The organism is Escherichia sp. KCJ4928, assembly GCF_004352695.1.
GTDB lineage: Bacteria > Pseudomonadota > Gammaproteobacteria > Enterobacterales > Enterobacteriaceae > ECMA0423.
The window spans coordinates 1-18,252 of record NZ_SJWV01000014.1 but is presented as its reverse complement, the minus strand read 5'-3'; the positions used below and the strand labels follow the sequence as shown (position 1 = coordinate 18,252).

Below are 18,252 nucleotides of genomic sequence, written 5' to 3'. Positions count from 1 at the left end.
GAGTTAGTTAGGAAGAACGCATAATAACGATGGCGATGAAAAAGTTGCTCATAGCGTCGCTGCTGTTTAGCAGCGCCACCGTATACGGTGCTGAAGGGTTCGTAGTGAAAGATATTCATTTCGAAGGCCTTCAGCGTGTCGCCGTTGGTGCGGCCCTCCTCAGTATGCCGGTGCGCACAGGCGACACGGTTAATGATGAAGATATCAGTAATACCATTCGCGCTCTGTTTGCTACCGGCAACTTTGAGGATGTTCGCGTCCTTCGTGATGGTGATACCCTTCTGGTTCAGGTAAAAGAACGTCCGACCATTGCCAGCATTACTTTCTCCGGTAACAAATCGGTGAAAGATGACATGCTGAAGCAAAACCTCGAGGCTTCTGGTGTGCGTGTGGGCGAATCCCTCGATCGCACCACCATTGCCGATATCGAGAAAGGTCTGGAAGACTTCTACTACAGCGTCGGTAAATATAGCGCCAGCGTTAAAGCTGTCGTGACCCCGCTGCCGCGCAACCGTGTTGACCTAAAACTGGTGTTCCAGGAAGGTGTGTCAGCTGAAATCCAGCAAATTAACATTGTTGGTAACCATGCTTTCACCACCGACGAACTGATCTCTCATTTCCAACTGCGTGACGAAGTGCCGTGGTGGAACGTGGTAGGCGATCGTAAATACCAGAAACAGAAACTGGCGGGCGACCTTGAAACCCTGCGCAGCTACTATCTGGATCGCGGTTATGCCCGTTTCAACATCGACTCTACCCAGGTCAGTCTGACGCCAGATAAAAAAGGTATTTACGTCACGGTGAACATTACCGAAGGCGATCAGTACAAGCTTTCTGGCGTTGAAGTGAGCGGCAACCTTGCCGGGCACTCCGCTGAAATTGAGCAGCTGACTAAGATCGAGCCGGGCGAGCTGTATAACGGCACCAAAGTGACCAAGATGGAAGATGACATCAAAAAGCTTCTCGGTCGCTATGGTTATGCCTATCCGCGCGTACAGTCGATGCCTGAAATTAACGATGCCGACAAAACCGTTAAATTACGCGTGAACGTTGATGCGGGTAACCGTTTCTACGTGCGTAAGATCCGTTTTGAAGGTAACGATACCTCGAAAGATGCCGTCCTGCGTCGCGAAATGCGTCAGATGGAAGGTGCATGGCTGGGAAGCGATCTGGTCGATCAGGGTAAGGAGCGTCTGAATCGTCTGGGCTTCTTTGAAACTGTCGATACCGATACCCAACGTGTTCCAGGTAGCCCGGACCAGGTAGATGTCGTCTACAAGGTAAAAGAGCGCAACACCGGTAGCTTCAACTTTGGTATTGGTTACGGTACTGAAAGTGGCGTGAGCTTCCAGGCTGGTGTGCAGCAGGATAACTGGTTAGGTACAGGTTATGCTGTTGGTATCAACGGGACCAAAAACGATTACCAGACCTATGCTGAACTGTCGGTAACCAACCCGTACTTCACTGTAGATGGTGTAAGCCTCGGTGGTCGTCTCTTCTATAATGACTTCCAGGCAGATGACGCCGACCTGTCCGACTATACCAACAAGAGTTATGGTACAGACGTGACGTTGGGCTTCCCGATCAACGAATATAACTCGCTGCGTGCAGGTCTGGGTTATGTACATAACTCCCTGTCCAACATGCAGCCTCAGGTTGCGATGTGGCGTTATCTGTACTCTATGGGTGAACATCCGAGCACCTCTGATCAGGATAATAGCTTCAAAACGGACGACTTCACGTTCAACTATGGTTGGACCTATAACAAGCTTGACCGTGGTTACTTCCCGACAGATGGTTCACGTGTCAACCTGACCGGTAAAGTGACCATTCCTGGATCGGATAACGAATACTACAAAGTGACGTTAGACACGGCGACTTATGTGCCGATCGATGACGATCACAAATGGGTTGTTCTGGGGCGTACCCGCTGGGGTTATGGTGATGGTTTAGGCGGCAAAGAGATGCCGTTCTACGAGAACTTCTATGCCGGTGGTTCCAGCACCGTGCGTGGCTTCCAGTCCAATACAATTGGTCCGAAAGCAGTTTACTTCCCGCATCAGGCCAGTAATTATGATCCGGACTATGATTACGAATGTGCGACTCAGGACGGCGCGAAAGACCTGTGTAAATCGGATGATGCTGTAGGCGGTAACGCCATGGCGGTTGCCAGCCTCGAGTTCATCACCCCGACGCCGTTTATTAGCGATAAGTATGCTAACTCGGTTCGTACTTCCTTCTTCTGGGATATGGGTACCGTTTGGGATACAAACTGGGATTCCAGCCAATATTCTGGATATCCGGACTATAGTGATCCAAGCAATATCCGTATGTCTGCGGGTATCGCATTACAATGGATGTCCCCATTGGGGCCGTTGGTGTTCTCCTACGCCCAGCCGTTCAAAAAGTACGATGGAGACAAGGCAGAACAGTTCCAGTTTAACATCGGTAAAACCTGGTAAGTGTTCTCCACAAAGGAATGTAGTGGTAGTGTAGCGATGACTTTAGGCGATCAATATAAGATCGCCGGGCCACGCAAAGAACTGCACCCTCCGGTGCAAATGGGATGGTAAGGAGTTTATTGTGAAAAAGTGGTTATTAGCTGCAGGTCTCGGTTTAGCACTGACAACTTCTGCTCAGGCGGCTGACAAAATTGCAATCGTCAACATGGGCAGCCTGTTCCAGCAGGTAGCGCAGAAAACCGGTGTTTCTAACACGCTGGAAAATGAGTTCAAAGGCCGTGCCAGCGAACTGCAGCGTATGGAAACCGATCTGCAGGCTAAAATGAAAAAGCTGCAGTCCATGAAAGCGGGCAGCGATCGCACTAAGCTGGAAAAAGACGTGATGGCTCAGCGCCAGACTTTTGCTCAGAAAGCGCAGGCTTTTGAGCAGGATCGCGCACGTCGTTCCAACGAAGAACGCGGCAAACTGGTTACTCGTATCCAGACTGCTGTGAAATCCGTTGCCAACAGCCAGGATATCGATCTGGTTGTTGATGCAAACGCCGTTGCTTACAACAGCAGCGATGTAAAAGACATCACTGCCGACGTACTGAAACAGGTTAAATAAGTAATGCCTTCAATTCGACTGGCTGATTTAGCGCAGCAGTTGGATGCAGAACTACACGGTGATGGCGATATCGTCATCACCGGCGTTGCGTCCATGCAATCTGCACAAACAGGTCACATTACGTTCATGGTTAACCCAAAATACCGTGAGCATTTAGGCTTGTGCCAGGCGTCCGCGGTTGTCATGACCCAGGACGATCTTCCTTTCGCGAAAAGTGCCGCGCTGGTAGTGAAGAATCCCTACCTGACTTACGCGCGCATGGCGCAAATTTTAGATACCACGCCGCAGCCCGCGCAGAACATTGCACCCAGTGCGGTGATCGACGCGACGGCGAAGCTGGGTAACAACGTATCGATTGGCGCTAACGCGGTGATTGAGTCCGGCGTTGAACTGGGCGATAACGTGATTATCGGTGCCGGTTGCTTCGTAGGTAAAAACAGCAAAATCGGTGCAGGTTCGCGTCTCTGGGCGAACGTAACCATTTACCATGAGATCCAGATCGGTCAGAATTGCCTGATCCAGTCCGGAACAGTGGTAGGCGCAGACGGCTTTGGTTATGCCAACGATCGTGGTAACTGGGTGAAGATCCCACAGATTGGTCGCGTAATTATTGGCGATCGCGTGGAGATCGGTGCCTGCACAACCATCGATCGCGGCGCGCTGGATGACACTGTTATTGGCAATGGCGTGATCATTGATAACCAGTGCCAGATTGCACATAACGTCGTGATTGGCGACAATACGGCGGTTGCCGGTGGCGTCATTATGGCGGGCAGCCTGAAAATTGGTCGTTACTGCATGATCGGCGGAGCCAGCGTAATCAACGGGCATATGGAAATATGCGACAAAGTGACGGTTACGGGCATGGGTATGGTGATGCGTCCCATCACTGAACCAGGCGTCTATTCCTCAGGCATTCCGCTGCAACCCAACAAAGTCTGGCGCAAAACCGCTGCACTGGTGATGAACATTGATGACATGAGCAAGCGTCTGAAATCGCTTGAGCGCAAGGTTAATCAACAAGACTAACGTTCCATCTTTTGTTCGCCAAACTTTACGGCCTGTCTCATTCTTACGATTGCGGCAGGCCGTGTTATTATTGTCGTTTCTTATATTTTGACAGGAAGAGTATCTTGACTACTAACACTCATACTCTGCAGATTGAAGAGATTTTAGAACTTCTGCCGCACCGTTTCCCGTTCTTACTGGTGGATCGCGTGCTGGATTTTGAAGAAGGTCGTTTTCTGCGCGCAGTAAAAAATGTCTCTGTCAATGAGCCATTCTTCCAGGGCCATTTCCCTGGAAAACCGATTTTCCCGGGTGTGCTGATTCTGGAAGCAATGGCACAGGCAACAGGTATTCTGGCGTTTAAAAGCGTAGGAAAACTGGAACCGGGTGAGCTGTACTACTTCGCTGGTATTGACGAAGCGCGCTTCAAGCGCCCGGTCGTGCCTGGCGATCAAATGATCATGGAAGTCACTTTCGAAAAAACGCGCCGCGGCCTGACCCGTTTTAAAGGGGTTGCTCTGGTCGATGGTAAAGTAGTTTGCGAAGCAACGATGATGTGTGCTCGTAGCCGGGAGGCCTGATAAGTGATTGATAAATCCGCCTTTGTGCATCCAACCGCCATTGTGGAAGAGGGCGCGTCAATTGGCGCGAACGCACACATTGGTCCTTTTTGTATCGTTGGACCCCATGTCGAAATTGGTGAGGGTACCGTACTGAAATCTCACGTTGTCGTGAATGGTCATACTAAAATTGGCCGCGATAATGAGATTTATCAGTTCGCCTCCATCGGCGAAGTTAACCAGGATCTGAAATATGCTGGCGAACCGACCCGTGTGGAAATCGGCGATCGTAACCGCATTCGCGAAAGCGTCACCATTCATCGTGGCACAGTCCAGGGCGGTGGATTGACGAAGGTGGGCAGCGACAACTTACTGATGATCAACGCGCACATTGCGCACGATTGTACGGTAGGTAACCGCTGTATTCTCGCCAACAACGCAACGCTGGCGGGTCACGTATCGGTTGACGACTTCGCGATCATCGGCGGCATGACCGCAGTCCATCAGTTCTGCATCATTGGTGCGCACGTGATGGTTGGCGGCTGCTCCGGTGTGGCGCAGGACGTCCCTCCTTATGTCATTGCGCAGGGTAACCACGCAACGCCGTTCGGTGTCAATATCGAAGGGCTGAAGCGCCGCGGATTCAGCCGTGAGGCGATTACCGCTATCCGCAATGCGTATAAGCTGATTTATCGTAGCGGTAAAACGCTCGATGAAGTGAAACCGGAAATTGCTGAACTGGCGGAAACATATCCGGAAGTGAAAGCCTTTACCGATTTCTTTGCACGCTCAACGCGCGGTCTGATTCGTTAATGACTGAACAGCGTCCATTAACGATTGCCCTGGTCGCCGGAGAAACCTCCGGCGATATCCTGGGGGCCGGTTTAATCCGCGCTCTGAAAGAACATGTGCCCAACGCCCGCTTTGTTGGTGTTGCCGGGCCACGAATGCAGGCTGAAGGCTGCGAAGCCTGGTACGAAATGGAAGAACTGGCGGTGATGGGCATTGTTGAAGTGCTCGGTCGTCTGCGTCGCTTACTGCATATTCGTGCCGATCTGACAAAGCGTTTTGGCGAACTGAAGCCAGATGTTTTTGTTGGTATTGATGCGCCTGACTTCAATATTACTCTTGAAGGTAACCTCAAAAAGCAGGGTATCAAAACCATTCATTACGTCAGTCCGTCAGTCTGGGCGTGGCGACAGAAACGTGTTTTCAAAATAGGCAGAGCCACCGATCTGGTGCTCGCATTTCTGCCTTTCGAAAAAGCGTTTTATGACAAATACAACGTACCGTGCCGCTTTATCGGTCATACCATGGCTGATGCCATGCCATTAGATCCAGATAAAAATGCCGCCCGTGATGTGCTGGGGATCCCTCACGATGCCCACTGCCTGGCGTTGCTACCGGGGAGCCGTGGTGCAGAAGTTGAAATGCTTAGTGCCGATTTCCTGAAAACGGCCCAGCTTTTGCGCCAGACATATCCGGATCTCGAAATCGTGGTGCCACTGGTGAATGCCAAACGCCGCGAGCAGTTTGAACGCATCAAAGCTGAAGTCGCGCCAGACCTTTCAGTTCATTTGCTGGATGGGATGGGCCGTGAGGCGATGGTCGCCAGCGATGCGGCGCTACTGGCGTCGGGTACGGCAGCCCTGGAGTGTATGCTGGCGAAATGCCCGATGGTGGTGGGATATCGCATGAAGCCTTTTACCTTCTGGTTGGCGAAGCGGCTGGTGAAAACTGATTATGTCTCGCTGCCAAATCTGCTGGCGGGCAGAGAGTTAGTCAAAGAATTATTGCAGGAAGAGTGTGAGCCGCAAAAACTGGCTGCGGCGCTGTTACCGCTGTTGGCGAACGGGAAAACCAGCCACGCGATGCACGATACCTTCCGTGAACTGCATCAGCAGATCCGCTGCAATGCCGATGAGCAGGCGGCACAAGCCGTTCTGGAGTTAGCACAATGATCGAATTTGTTTATCCGCACACGCAGCTGGTTGCGGGTGTGGATGAAGTCGGACGCGGGCCGTTAGTTGGCGCGGTCGTCACCGCTGCGGTGATCCTTGACCCGGCGCGCCCGATTGCCGGGCTGAATGATTCCAAAAAGCTGAGCGAAAAACGCCGTCTGGCGCTCTATGAAGAGATCAAAGAGAAAGCGTTGAGCTGGAGTCTGGGCCGCGCGGAACCCCACGAAATCGACGAGCTGAACATTCTTCATGCGACCATGCTGGCGATGCAGCGTGCCGTCGCTGGGCTGCATATTGCGCCGGAATATGTGTTGATTGATGGTAACCGCTGCCCGAAATTACCGATGCCTGCGATGGCTGTGGTGAAAGGCGATAGCCGCGTACCGGAAATCAGTGCCGCGTCTATCCTGGCGAAAGTGACGCGTGACGCCGAAATGGCGGCGCTGGATATTGTTTTCCCGCAATATGGTTTTGCCCAACACAAAGGGTACCCAACCGCTTTTCATCTGGAAAAACTGGCTGAACACGGCGCGACCGAACACCATCGGCGCAGCTTTGGGCCTGTCAAACGCGCACTGGGACTTGCGTCCTGATTCTTGTGTCGAGATTAAGTAAACCGGAATCTGAAGATGTCTGAACCACGTTTCGTACACCTGCGGGTGCACAGCGACTACTCGATGATCGATGGCCTGGCCAAAACCGCACCGTTGGTAAAAAAGGCGGCGGCGTTGGGTATGCCAGCACTGGCGATCACCGATTTCACCAACCTTTGTGGTCTGGTGAAGTTCTACGGAGCGGGACATGGCGCAGGGATTAAGCCTATCGTCGGGGCAGATTTTAACGTCCAGTGCGACCTGCTGGGTGATGAGTTAACCCACCTGACGGTACTGGCGGCGAACAATACCGGCTATCAGAATCTGACGTTGCTGATCTCAAAAGCGTATCAGCGCGGGTACGGTGCCGCCGGGCCGATCATCGATCGCGACTGGCTTATCGAATTAAACGAAGGGTTGATCCTTCTTTCCGGCGGACGCATGGGCGACGTCGGACGCAGTCTTTTGCGTGGTAACAGCGCGCTGGTAGATGAGTGTGTCGCGTTTTATGAAGAACACTTCCCGGATCGCTATTTTCTCGAGCTGATCCGCACCGGCAGGCCGGATGAAGAAAGCTATCTGCACGCGGCGGTGGAACTGGCGGAAGCGCGCGGTTTGCCCGTCGTGGCGACCAACGACGTGCGCTTTATCGACAGCAGCGACTTTGACGCACACGAAATCCGCGTCGCGATCCACGACGGCTTTACCCTCGACGATCCTAAACGCCCGCGTAACTATTCGCCGCAGCAATATATGCGTAGCGAAGAGGAGATGTGTGAGCTGTTTGCCGACATCCCCGAAGCCCTTGCCAACACCGTTGAGATCGCCAAACGCTGTAACGTAACCGTGCGTCTTGGTGAATACTTCCTGCCGCAGTTCCCGACCGGGGACATGAGCACCGAAGATTATCTGGTCAAGCGTGCAAAAGAGGGCCTGGAAGAGCGTCTGGCCTTTTTATTCCCTGACGAGGAAGAACGTGTTAAGCGCCGCCCGGAATATGACGAACGTCTGGAGACTGAACTTCAGGTTATCAACCAGATGGGCTTCCCGGGCTACTTCCTCATCGTTATGGAATTTATCCAGTGGTCGAAAGATAACGGCGTACCGGTAGGGCCAGGCCGTGGCTCCGGTGCGGGTTCACTGGTGGCCTACGCGCTGAAAATCACCGACCTCGATCCGCTGGAATTTGACCTGCTGTTCGAACGTTTCCTTAACCCGGAACGTGTCTCCATGCCTGACTTCGACGTTGACTTCTGTATGGAGAAACGCGATCAGGTTATCGAGCACGTAGCGGACATGTACGGTCGTGATGCGGTATCGCAGATCATCACCTTCGGTACAATGGCGGCGAAAGCGGTGATCCGCGACGTAGGCCGCGTGCTGGGGCATCCGTACGGCTTTGTCGATCGTATCTCGAAACTGATCCCGCCCGATCCGGGGATGACGCTGGCGAAAGCGTTTGAAGCCGAGCCGCAGCTGCCGGAAATCTACGAAGCGGATGAAGAAGTTAAGGCGCTGATCGACATGGCGCGCAAACTGGAAGGGGTCACCCGTAACGCCGGTAAGCACGCCGGTGGGGTGGTTATCGCGCCGACCAAAATTACCGATTTTGCGCCGCTTTACTGCGATGAAGAGGGCAAACATCCGGTCACCCAGTTTGATAAAAGCGACGTTGAATACGCCGGACTGGTGAAGTTCGACTTCCTTGGTTTGCGTACGCTCACCATCATCAACTGGGCGCTGGAGATGATCAACAAGCGGCGGGCGAAGAATGGCGAGCCGCCGCTGGATATCGCTGCGATCCCGCTGGATGATAAGAAAAGCTTCGACATGCTGCAACGCTCGGAAACCACGGCGGTATTCCAGCTTGAATCGCGCGGCATGAAGGACCTGATCAAGCGTCTACAACCTGACTGCTTCGAAGATATGATCGCCCTAGTGGCACTGTTCCGCCCCGGTCCGTTGCAATCAGGGATGGTGGATAACTTTATCGACCGTAAACATGGTCGTGAAGAGATCTCCTATCCGGACGTACAGTGGCAGCATGAAAGCCTGAAACCGGTACTGGAGCCAACCTACGGCATTATCCTGTATCAGGAACAGGTCATGCAGATTGCGCAGGTGCTTTCTGGTTATACCCTCGGTGGCGCGGATATGCTGCGTCGTGCGATGGGTAAGAAAAAGCCGGAAGAGATGGCTAAGCAACGTTCTGTATTTGCTGAAGGTGCAGAAAAGAACGGAATCAACGCTGAACTGGCGATGAAAATCTTCGACCTGGTGGAGAAATTCGCTGGTTACGGATTTAACAAATCGCACTCTGCGGCCTATGCTTTGGTGTCATATCAAACGTTATGGCTGAAAGCACACTATCCTGCGGAGTTTATGGCGGCGGTAATGACCGCCGATATGGACAACACCGAGAAGGTGGTGGGTCTGGTGGATGAGTGCTGGCGGATGGGGCTGAAAATCCTGCCACCAGATATAAACTCCGGTCTTTACCATTTCCACGTCAACGACGACGGCGAAATCGTGTATGGTATTGGCGCGATCAAAGGGGTCGGTGAAGGTCCGATTGAGGCCATCATCGAAGCCCGTAATAAAGGCGGCTACTTCCGCGAACTGTTTGATCTCTGCGCCCGTACCGACACCAAAAAGTTGAACCGTCGCGTGCTGGAAAAACTGATCATGTCCGGGGCGTTTGACCGTCTTGGGCCACATCGCGCGGCGCTGATGAACTCGCTGGGTGATGCGTTAAAAGCGGCAGATCAACACGCGAAAGCGGAAGCTATCGGTCAGGCCGATATGTTCGGCGTGCTGGCCGAAGAGCCGGAACAAATTGAACAATCCTACGCCAGCTGCCAACCGTGGCCGGAGCAGGTGGTATTAGATGGGGAACGTGAAACGTTAGGCCTGTACCTGACCGGACACCCTATCAACCAGTATTTAAAAGAGATTGAGCGTTATGTCGGAGGCGTAAGGCTGAAAGACATGCACCCGACAGAACGTGGTAAAGTCATCACGGCTGCGGGGCTCGTTGTTGCCGCGCGGGTTATGGTCACCAAGCGCGGCAATCGTATCGGTATCTGCACGCTGGATGACCGTTCCGGGCGGCTGGAAGTGATGTTGTTTACTGACGCCCTGGATAAATACCAGCAATTGCTGGAAAAAGACCGCATACTTATCGTCAGCGGACAGGTCAGCTTTGATGACTTCAGCGGTGGGCTTAAAATGACCGCTCGCGAAGTGATGGATATTGACGAAGCCCGGGAAAAATATGCTCGCGGGCTTGCTATCTCGCTGACGGACAGGCAAATTGATGACCAGCTTTTAAACCGACTCCGTCAGTCTCTGGAACCCCACCGCTCTGGGACAATTCCAGTACATCTCTACTATCAGAGGGCGGATGCACGCGCGCGGTTGCGTTTTGGCGCGACGTGGCGTGTCTCTCCGAGCGATCGTTTATTAAACGATCTCCGTGGCCTCATTGGTTCGGAGCAGGTGGAACTGGAGTTTGACTAATACAGGAATACTATGAGTCTGAATTTCCTTGATTTTGAACAGCCGATTGCAGAGCTGGAAGCGAAAATCGATTCTCTGACTGCGGTTAGCCGTCAGGATGAGAAACTGGATATTAACATCGATGAAGAAGTGCATCGTCTGCGTGAAAAAAGCGTAGAACTGACACGTAAAATCTTCGCCGATCTCGGTGCATGGCAGATTGCGCAACTGGCACGCCATCCACAGCGTCCTTATACCCTGGATTACGTTCGCCTGGCATTTGATGAATTTGACGAACTGGCTGGCGACCGCGCGTATGCAGACGATAAAGCTATCGTCGGTGGTATCGCCCGTCTTGACGGTCGTCCGGTGATGATCATTGGTCATCAAAAAGGTCGTGAAACCAAAGAAAAAATTCGCCGTAACTTTGGTATGCCAGCGCCAGAAGGTTACCGCAAAGCACTGCGTCTGATGCAAATGGCTGAACGCTTTAAGATGCCTATCATCACCTTTATCGACACCCCGGGGGCTTATCCTGGCGTGGGCGCAGAAGAGCGTGGTCAGTCTGAAGCCATTGCACGCAACCTGCGTGAAATGTCTCGCCTCGGCGTACCGGTAGTTTGTACGGTTATCGGTGAAGGTGGTTCTGGCGGTGCGCTGGCGATTGGCGTGGGCGATAAAGTGAATATGCTGCAATACAGCACCTATTCCGTTATCTCGCCGGAAGGTTGTGCGTCCATTCTGTGGAAGAGCGCCGACAAAGCGCCGCTGGCGGCTGAAGCGATGGGTATCATCGCTCCGCGTCTGAAAGAGCTGAAACTGATCGACTCCATCATCCCGGAACCGCTGGGTGGCGCTCACCGTAACCCGGAAGCGATGGCGGCATCGTTGAAAGCGCAACTGCTGGCGGATCTGGCCGATCTCGATGTGTTAAGCACTGAAGATTTAAAAAATCGTCGTTATCAGCGCCTGATGAGCTACGGTTACGCGTAATTCGCAAAAGTTCTGAAAAAGGGTCACTTCGGTGGCCCTTTTTTATCGCCACGGTTTGAGCAGGCTATGATTAAGGAAGGATTTTCCAGGAGGAACACATGAACATCATTGCCATTATGGGACCGCATGGCGTCTTTTATAAAGATGAGCCCATCAAAGAACTGGAGTCGGCGCTGGTGGCGCAAGGCTTTCAGATTATCTGGCCACAAAACAGCGTTGATTTGCTGAAATTTATCGAACATAACCCTCGAATTTGCGGCGTGATTTTTGACTGGGATGAGTACAGTCTCGATTTATGCAGCGATATCAATCAACTTAATGAATATCTCCCGCTTTATGCCTTCATCAACACCCACTCGACGATGGATGTCAGCGTGCAGGATATGCGGATGGCGCTCTGGTTTTTTGAATATGCGCTGGGGCAGGCGGAAGATATCGCCATTCGTATGCGTCAGTACACCGACGAATATCTTGATAACATTACACCGCCGTTCACGAAAGCCTTGTTTACCTACGTCAAAGAGCGGAAGTACACCTTTTGTACGCCGGGGCATATGGGCGGCACCGCATATCAAAAAAGCCCGGTTGGCTGCCTGTTTTATGATTTTTTCGGCGGGAATACCCTCAAGGCTGATGTCTCTATTTCGGTCACCGAGCTTGGTTCGTTGCTCGACCACACCGGGCCACACCTGGAAGCGGAAGAGTACATCGCGCGGACTTTTGGCGCGGAACAGAGTTATATCGTTACCAACGGAACATCGACGTCGAACAAAATTGTGGGTATGTACGCCGCGCCATCCGGCAGTACGCTGTTGATCGACCGCAATTGTCATAAATCGCTGGCGCATCTGTTGATGATGAACGATGTAGTGCCAGTCTGGCTGAAACCGACGCGTAATGCGTTGGGGATTCTTGGTGGGATCCCGCGCCGTGAATTTACTCGCGACAGCATCGAAGAGAAAGTCGCTGCCACCACGCAGGCACAATGGCCGGTCCATGCGGTGATTACCAACTCCACCTATGATGGCTTGCTCTACAACACCGACTGGATCAAACAGACGCTGGATGTCCCGTCGATCCACTTCGATTCCGCCTGGGTGCCGTACACCCATTTTCATCCGATCTACCAGGGGAAAAGTGGTATGAGCGGCGAGCGTGTTGCGGGAAAAGTGATCTTCGAAACGCAATCGACCCACAAAATGCTGGCGGCGTTATCGCAGGCTTCGCTGATCCACATTAAAGGCGAGTATGACGAAGAGGCGTTTAACGAAGCCTTTATGATGCATACCACCACCTCGCCCAGTTATCCCATTGTTGCTTCGGTTGAGACGGCGGCGGCGATGCTGCGTGGTAATCCGGGCAAACGGCTGATTAACCGTTCGGTGGAGCGGGCGCTGCATTTTCGCAAAGAGGTCCAGCGGTTGCGGGAAGAGTCTGACGGTTGGTTTTTCGATATCTGGCAACCGCCGCAGGTGGATGAAGCCGAATGCTGGCCCGTTGCGCCAGGCGAACAGTGGCACGGCTTTAACGATGCGGATGCCGATCATATGTTTCTCGATCCGGTTAAAGTCACTATTTTGACACCGGGGATGGACGAACAGGGCAATATGAGCGAGGAGGGGATCCCGGCGGCGCTGGTGGCAAAATTCCTCGACGAACGTGGGATCGTAGTAGAGAAAACCGGCCCTTATAACCTGCTGTTTCTCTTTAGTATTGGTATCGATAAAACCAAAGCAATGGGATTATTGCGTGGGTTGACGGAATTTAAACGCTCTTACGATCTCAACCTGCGGATCAAAAATATGCTACCCGATCTCTATGCTGAAGATCCCGATTTCTACCGCAATATGCGTATTCAGGATCTGGCGCAAGGGATCCATAAGCTGATTCGTAAACACGATCTTCCCGGTTTGATGTTGCGGGCATTCGATACTTTGCCGGAAATGATCATGACGCCACATCAGGCATGGCAGAGACAGATTAAAGGTGAAGTAGAAACCATTGCGCTGGAACAACTGGTCGGTAGAGTATCGGCAAATATGATCCTGCCTTATCCACCGGGCGTACCGCTGTTGATGCCAGGAGAAATGCTGACCAAAGAGAGCCGCACGGTACTCGATTTTCTACTGATGCTTTGTTCCGTAGGGCAACATTACCCCGGTTTTGAAACGGATATTCACGGCGCGAAACAGGACGAAGACGGCGTTTACCGCGTACGAGTCCTAAAAATGGCGGGATAACTTGCCAGAGCGGCTTCCGGGCGAGTAACGTGCTGTTAACAAATAAAGGAGACGTTATGCTGGGTTTAAAACAGGTTCACCATATTGCGATTATTGCGACGGATTATGCGGTGAGCAAAGCTTTCTACTGCGATATTCTTGGTTTCACGCTGCAAAGCGAAGTCTATCGCGAAGCGCGCGACTCGTGGAAAGGGGATTTGGCGCTTAATGGGCAATATGTGATTGAGCTTTTCTCTTTTCCGTTCCCGCCGGAGCGCCCCAGCCGACCGGAAGCTTGCGGCCTGCGTCATCTGGCTTTTAGCGTTGATGACATCGATGCGGCAGTGGCGCACCTTGAAAGCCATAACGTGAAGTGTGAAGCCATCCGTGTCGATCCATACACGCAAAAACGCTTCACCTTCTTTAACGATCCGGACGGGCTGCCGTTGGAACTGTATGAGCAGTAAGGCTTGTCATCGCCGCATTTGCCCGGTAACGTGCCGGGCATTGCTACTGTAAAATCGCACCATCATGACACTCACGCTCAATAGACAACTTCTCACCTCACGCCAGATTCTGGTGGCCTTTAGCGGCGGGCTTGACTCCACCGTTCTGCTGCATCAGTTGGTGCAGTGGCGGACGGAAAATCCGGGCGTCACTCTGCGCGCTATTCATGTGCATCACGGTTTAAGTGCCAATGCCGATGCCTGGGTTACGCATTGCGAAAACGTCTGCCAACAGTGGCAGGTGCCGCTGGTGGTCGAACGCGTGCAACTTGCGCAAGAAGGACTGGGCATTGAGGCCCAGGCGCGGCAGGCGCGTTATCAGGCATTTGCCCGCACCTTGTTGCCCGGTGAAGTGCTGGTCACCGCGCAACATCTCGACGATCAATGTGAAACTTTTCTGCTGGCGCTAAAACGCGGTAGCGGCCCTGCCGGGCTTTCGGCTATGGCGGAAGTTTCGGAGTTTGCCGGAACACGGCTTATCCGCCCGTTGCTCGCCCGCACGCGGGGAGAACTGGAGCAGTGGGCATTGGCGCATGGTTTACGCTGGATTGAAGACGAAAGTAATCAGGACGACTCATACGATCGTAACTTTCTGCGCCTGCGCGTAGTGCCGTTATTGCAGCAGCGTTGGCCGCATTTTGCCGAAGCAACGGCCCGCAGCGCCGCACTTTGTGCTGAACAAGAGAGTCTGTTGGATGAACTGCTGGCGGATGATTTAGCACACTGCCAAACGTCGCAGGGGACGCTGCAGATTGCGCCAATGCTGGCGATGAGTGATGCCCGCCGCGCGGCGATTATCCGTCGCTGGCTGGCAGGGCAGAATGCACCAATGCCTTCCCGCGACGCGCTGGTGCGGATCTGGCAGGAAGTGGCGCTGGCGCGGGAAGATGCCTCCCCCTGTTTACGCTTGGGCGCGTTTGAAATCCGCCGCTATCAGTCGCAACTGTGGTGGATTAAATCCGTCACCGGGCAAAGTGAAACCATTGTGCCGTGGCAGACGTGGCTACAACCGCTGGAATTACCGGCGGGGCTGGGAAGCGTACAGCTTACTGCGGGAGGCGATATTCGCCCTCCGCGTGCAGACGAAGCGGTCAGCGTGCGTTTCAAAGCGGCAGGATTGCTGCATATTGTCGGGCGCAACGGCGGACGTAAGCTGAAGAAAATCTGGCAAGAGTTAGGCGTGCCGCCGTGGCTACGTGACACCACGCCACTGCTGTTTTATGGCGAAACGCTGATTGCGGCGGCAGGGGTATTTGTGACGCAAGAAGGTGTGGCTGAAGGTGAGAATGGCGTAAGTTTTGTCTGGCAGAAAACGCTTAGTTAAGTGAAAGCCGGATAAGACGCATCAAACGTCGCATCCGGCGAAAGTTAATCAGGACTCGCTCACCACCACCGTACCGATTTCCGGGTGGCTAAAGCTGGTAATTTTATCCAGACGTAGCTCACGGGTTTCGCCAGCGGCCTCGACGACCAGATACTCCACATTTTTGCGGGAGACTAAATCGCTGGCTTTTGCCTGCAATTTTTCGCCATCTTTCAGCTCAAGTGTCAGCATTAAATGATGCTGGCAGGCGAGCTCAAGATTATCGTAATCATCACAATTGATTGGTTGATACGTATCATTCATTGACATAATCGCTCACCAGTAAGTTTGCCGCAGCGTATGCTGCTTTTTCCCTGACAGCCTCAGAAAGGGCGTCGTCGGCAGCCATTTCATTCAGCACTTTCAAAACGCAGCCCAGCGCGTCCGGAACGTATCCTAAGTCTCCGCTGGCGATTTCCGCGTACCGCTTGCGTATTAACTCACAATATTTTTCCACATGCCCTCCTGTCAGCACTCTGACTTAACCGTGGATGCAAGTCTAAGCCTACGAAGATAAACTCTGTTTCGCAAGGTGACTATACCACACTCATTTCTGCAATATCAGCGCCGCAACTGCACGTATTCCGTTACAATGGCCTCCTGATTCGAAAGGAGTTTTCTTATGGCGCTTAAAGCGACAATTTATAAAGCGACGGTTAATGTGGCCGATCTCGACCGCAACCAGTTTCTCGATGCCTCTCTGACGCTGGCGCGCCACCCTTCAGAAACCCAGGAGCGTATGATGCTGCGCTTGCTGGCGTGGCTGAAATATGCTGATGAACGTCTGCAATTTACCCGTGGTTTGTGTGCCGATGATGAGCCGGAAGCGTGGCTGCGTAACGATCACCTGGGCATTGATTTGTGGATTGAGCTGGGGCTGCCGGATGAGCGGCGGATTAAGAAAGCCTGCACCCAGGCCGCAGAAGTGGCGCTGTTTACCTATAATAGTCGGGCGGCGCAAATCTGGTGGCAGCAAAATCAGAGCAAATGTGTGCAGTTTGCCAATCTTTCCGTCTGGTATCTAGACGATGAACAACTGGCGAAAGTAAGCGCCTTTGCCGATCGTACCATGACGCTGCAGGCAACGATTCAGGATGGCGTGATCTGGTTATCGGACGATAAGAATAATCTGGAAGTTAACTTAACCGCCTGGCAACAACCTTCATGATTGTGATTTCCCGACATGTTGCTATTCCCGATGGTGAGCTTGAGATCACCGCCATTCGTGCGCAGGGCGCGGGCGGGCAGCATGTTAATAAGACCTCAACGGCCATTCATCTGCGTTTTGACATTCGGGCGTCCAGCCTGCCAGAGTATTACAAAGAGCGTCTACTCGCCGCCAGCCATCATTTGATCAGCAGTGATGGCGTGATTGTCATTAAGGCACAGGAATACCGCAGTCAGGAACTGAACCGCGAAGCCGCGCTAGCCCGGCTGGTGGCAGTGATTAAAGATTTAACAACAGAACAAAAAGCCCGACGACCCACGCGGCCCACCCGTGCATCGAAAGAGCGCAGGCTGGCATCGAAAGCACAAAAATCAAGCGTGAAGGCGATGCGCGGCAAAGTACGCAGCGGTCGGGAATAAAAAGAAGGAATAGATGGTGAAAAAAGCGATAGTGACAGCGATGGCTGTAATCAGCCTCTTTACTCTGATGGGATGTAATAACCGGGCCGAAGTCGATACGCTTTCTCCAGCACAGGCTGCCGAACTGAAACCGATGCCGCAAAGTTGGCGCGGCGTGCTGCCGTGTGCTGATTGCGAAGGAATCGAAACCTCTCTGTTCCTCGAAAAAGACGGAACATGGGTGATGAATGAGCGTTATCTCGGTGCTCGTGAAGAACCTTCCTCCTTCGCTTCCTACGGTACATGGGCGCGAACCGCTGACAAGCTGGTATTAACCGACAGCAAAGGTGAAAAGTCATATTATCGGGCGAAAGGCGATGCGCTGGAGATGCTCGATCGTGAAGGCAATCCGATTGAATCGCAGTTCAACTATACGCTGGAACCGGCACAATCTAGTTTACCTATGACGCCGATGACCCTGCGAGGCATGTATTTTTATATGGCTGATGCGGCGACCTTCACTGATTGCGCGACCGGAAAACGTTTCATGGTAGCGAATAACGCAGAGCTGGAGCGTAGCTACCTGGCTGCGCGCGGTCACAGTGAAAAACCGGTGTTACTGTCAGTAGAAGGTCACTTTACGCTTGAGGCTAATCCGGATACTGGTGCGCCAACCAAAGTATTAGCGCCCGATACGGCGGGTAAATTTTACCCGAATAAGGATTGCAGTAGTTTGGGGCAGTAAACCTGCTTAAGGCAGAAACAAACGCAAAATTGCCTGATGCGCTGCGCTTATCAGGCCTTGTATTATCCCTCCAGTGCAGAGAAAATCGGCCAGTTTTCTCTGCCTGCAGTCCGCATGCCGTATCGGGCCTTGGGTTCTAACCTGTTGCGTAGATTTATGCAGCGGACTGCC

Annotated in this window: 17 protein-coding genes; 15 read left to right on the top strand and 2 right to left on the bottom strand. The window is 52.8% G+C overall.

Features of this window, described 5'->3' with window-relative positions:
* The first annotated feature begins 29 nt into the window (after nt 1-29).
* The 12 genes from bamA to tilS all read left to right on the top strand — a co-directional run bounded on the left by bamA (nt 30) and on the right by tilS (nt 15,731).
* Nucleotides 30-2,462: an outer membrane protein assembly factor BamA gene (bamA, locus tag E0D98_RS04040; protein ID WP_001240896.1), complete on the top strand. Its 2,433-nt coding sequence runs from the start codon at nt 30-32 to the stop codon at nt 2,460-2,462.
* A 121-nt stretch (nt 2,463-2,583) separates the two neighbouring features.
* A complete protein-coding gene (skp, locus tag E0D98_RS04035) occupies nt 2,584-3,069 on the top strand; it encodes a molecular chaperone Skp (RefSeq protein ID WP_050877050.1) in 486 nt (161 codons plus the stop codon).
* Nucleotides 3,070-3,072: 3 nt separating this feature from the next.
* The gene (lpxD, locus tag E0D98_RS04030; protein WP_001139282.1) at nt 3,073-4,098 is read left to right on the top strand and encodes a UDP-3-O-(3-hydroxymyristoyl)glucosamine N-acyltransferase; all 1,026 of its coding nucleotides are present in this window, start codon (nt 3,073-3,075) and stop codon (nt 4,096-4,098) included.
* Between the two features lie 104 nt (nt 4,099-4,202).
* Nucleotides 4,203-4,658: a 3-hydroxyacyl-ACP dehydratase FabZ gene (fabZ, locus tag E0D98_RS04025; protein WP_000210739.1), complete on the top strand. Its 456-nt coding sequence runs from the start codon at nt 4,203-4,205 to the stop codon at nt 4,656-4,658.
* Between the two features lie 3 nt (nt 4,659-4,661).
* Nucleotides 4,662-5,450 (top strand): acyl-ACP--UDP-N-acetylglucosamine O-acyltransferase, encoded by a 789-nt coding sequence (gene lpxA, locus E0D98_RS04020; RefSeq protein ID WP_000565966.1) that lies wholly within the window; start codon nt 4,662-4,664, stop codon nt 5,448-5,450.
* Nucleotides 5,450-6,598, top strand: a complete 1,149-nt coding sequence (gene lpxB / locus E0D98_RS04015) for a lipid-A-disaccharide synthase (protein WP_000139654.1) — start codon at nt 5,450-5,452, stop codon at nt 6,596-6,598. The genes lpxA and lpxB overlap by 1 nt, the downstream gene beginning before the upstream one ends.
* Entirely contained in the window at nt 6,595-7,191 is a 597-nt protein-coding gene (gene rnhB, locus E0D98_RS04010; RefSeq protein WP_000569430.1) for a ribonuclease HII, read from the top strand. Before lpxB ends, rnhB begins: the two co-directional genes overlap by 4 nt.
* A 36-nt stretch (nt 7,192-7,227) precedes the next feature.
* Nucleotides 7,228-10,710, top strand: a complete 3,483-nt coding sequence (gene dnaE, locus E0D98_RS04005) for a DNA polymerase III subunit alpha (protein ID WP_001294774.1) — start codon at nt 7,228-7,230, stop codon at nt 10,708-10,710.
* 12 nt (nt 10,711-10,722) lie between these two features.
* The gene (gene accA, locus E0D98_RS04000) at nt 10,723-11,682 is read left to right on the top strand and encodes an acetyl-CoA carboxylase carboxyl transferase subunit alpha (protein WP_000055741.1); all 960 of its coding nucleotides are present in this window, start codon (nt 10,723-10,725) and stop codon (nt 11,680-11,682) included.
* Nucleotides 11,683-11,780: 98 nt separating this feature from the next.
* Nucleotides 11,781-13,922, top strand: coding sequence for a lysine decarboxylase LdcC (gene ldcC, locus E0D98_RS03995; RefSeq protein WP_001020973.1), 2,142 nt, complete (start codon nt 11,781-11,783; stop codon nt 13,920-13,922).
* Nucleotides 13,923-13,978: 56 nt separating this feature from the next.
* Nucleotides 13,979-14,368, top strand: a complete 390-nt coding sequence (locus E0D98_RS03990) for a VOC family protein (RefSeq protein WP_000901098.1) — start codon at nt 13,979-13,981, stop codon at nt 14,366-14,368.
* 64 nt (nt 14,369-14,432) lie between these two features.
* On the top strand, nt 14,433-15,731 hold the full coding sequence (tilS, locus tag E0D98_RS03985; protein WP_000176573.1) for a tRNA lysidine(34) synthetase TilS: 1,299 nt from the start codon (nt 14,433-14,435) through the stop codon (nt 15,729-15,731).
* 48 nt (nt 15,732-15,779) lie between these two features.
* Here the strand turns inward: tilS and rof are convergent, their stop codons facing one another.
* Nucleotides 15,780-16,040: a Rho-binding antiterminator gene (gene rof, locus E0D98_RS03980; RefSeq protein WP_000062312.1), complete on the bottom strand. Its 261-nt coding sequence runs from the start codon at nt 16,038-16,040 to the stop codon at nt 15,780-15,782.
* Complete coding sequence (locus tag E0D98_RS03975; RefSeq protein WP_000417058.1) at nt 16,027-16,227, bottom strand: YaeP family protein; 201 nt, start codon at nt 16,225-16,227, stop codon at nt 16,027-16,029. Before E0D98_RS03975 ends, rof begins: the two co-directional genes overlap by 14 nt.
* A 165-nt stretch (nt 16,228-16,392) precedes the next feature.
* On the opposite strand from E0D98_RS03975, the gene E0D98_RS03970 reads away from it, so the two are divergent.
* Genes E0D98_RS03970 through nlpE form a run of 3 tightly spaced genes read left to right on the top strand, consistent with a single transcriptional unit; the run spans nt 16,393 to nt 18,081 of the window.
* Complete coding sequence (locus E0D98_RS03970) at nt 16,393-16,938, top strand: YaeQ family protein (RefSeq protein WP_001185290.1); 546 nt, start codon at nt 16,393-16,395, stop codon at nt 16,936-16,938.
* A complete protein-coding gene (arfB, locus tag E0D98_RS03965; protein ID WP_000635545.1) occupies nt 16,935-17,357 on the top strand; it encodes an alternative ribosome rescue aminoacyl-tRNA hydrolase ArfB in 423 nt (140 codons plus the stop codon). Before E0D98_RS03970 ends, arfB begins: the two co-directional genes overlap by 4 nt.
* Before the next feature lie 13 nt (nt 17,358-17,370).
* Nucleotides 17,371-18,081: an envelope stress response activation lipoprotein NlpE gene (gene nlpE / locus E0D98_RS03960; RefSeq protein ID WP_000239192.1), complete on the top strand. Its 711-nt coding sequence runs from the start codon at nt 17,371-17,373 to the stop codon at nt 18,079-18,081.
* Nucleotides 18,082-18,252 lie beyond the last annotated feature (171 nt).

What these genes read in the sequence shown, in the direction of transcription:
- bamA (WP_001240896.1), top strand. Translation starts at nt 30, where the DNA reads ATGGCGATGAAAAAGTTGCTCATAGCGTCGCTGCTGTTTAGCAGCGCC.
- tilS (WP_000176573.1), top strand. Translation starts at nt 14,433, where the DNA reads ATGACACTCACGCTCAATAGACAACTTCTCACCTCACGCCAGATTCTG.
- ldcC (WP_001020973.1), top strand. Translation starts at nt 11,781, where the DNA reads ATGAACATCATTGCCATTATGGGACCGCATGGCGTCTTTTATAAAGAT.
- E0D98_RS03990 (WP_000901098.1), top strand. Translation starts at nt 13,979, where the DNA reads ATGCTGGGTTTAAAACAGGTTCACCATATTGCGATTATTGCGACGGAT.
- dnaE (WP_001294774.1), top strand. Translation starts at nt 7,228, where the DNA reads ATGTCTGAACCACGTTTCGTACACCTGCGGGTGCACAGCGACTACTCG.
- nlpE (WP_000239192.1), top strand. Translation starts at nt 17,371, where the DNA reads ATGGTGAAAAAAGCGATAGTGACAGCGATGGCTGTAATCAGCCTCTTT.
- lpxB (WP_000139654.1), top strand. Translation starts at nt 5,450, where the DNA reads ATGACTGAACAGCGTCCATTAACGATTGCCCTGGTCGCCGGAGAAACC.
- E0D98_RS03970 (WP_001185290.1), top strand. Translation starts at nt 16,393, where the DNA reads ATGGCGCTTAAAGCGACAATTTATAAAGCGACGGTTAATGTGGCCGAT.
- rof (WP_000062312.1), bottom strand. Translation starts at nt 16,040, where the DNA reads ATGTCAATGAATGATACGTATCAACCAATCAATTGTGATGATTACGAT.
- rnhB (WP_000569430.1), top strand. Translation starts at nt 6,595, where the DNA reads ATGATCGAATTTGTTTATCCGCACACGCAGCTGGTTGCGGGTGTGGAT.
- arfB (WP_000635545.1), top strand. Translation starts at nt 16,935, where the DNA reads ATGATTGTGATTTCCCGACATGTTGCTATTCCCGATGGTGAGCTTGAG.
- lpxD (WP_001139282.1), top strand. Translation starts at nt 3,073, where the DNA reads ATGCCTTCAATTCGACTGGCTGATTTAGCGCAGCAGTTGGATGCAGAA.
- accA (WP_000055741.1), top strand. Translation starts at nt 10,723, where the DNA reads ATGAGTCTGAATTTCCTTGATTTTGAACAGCCGATTGCAGAGCTGGAA.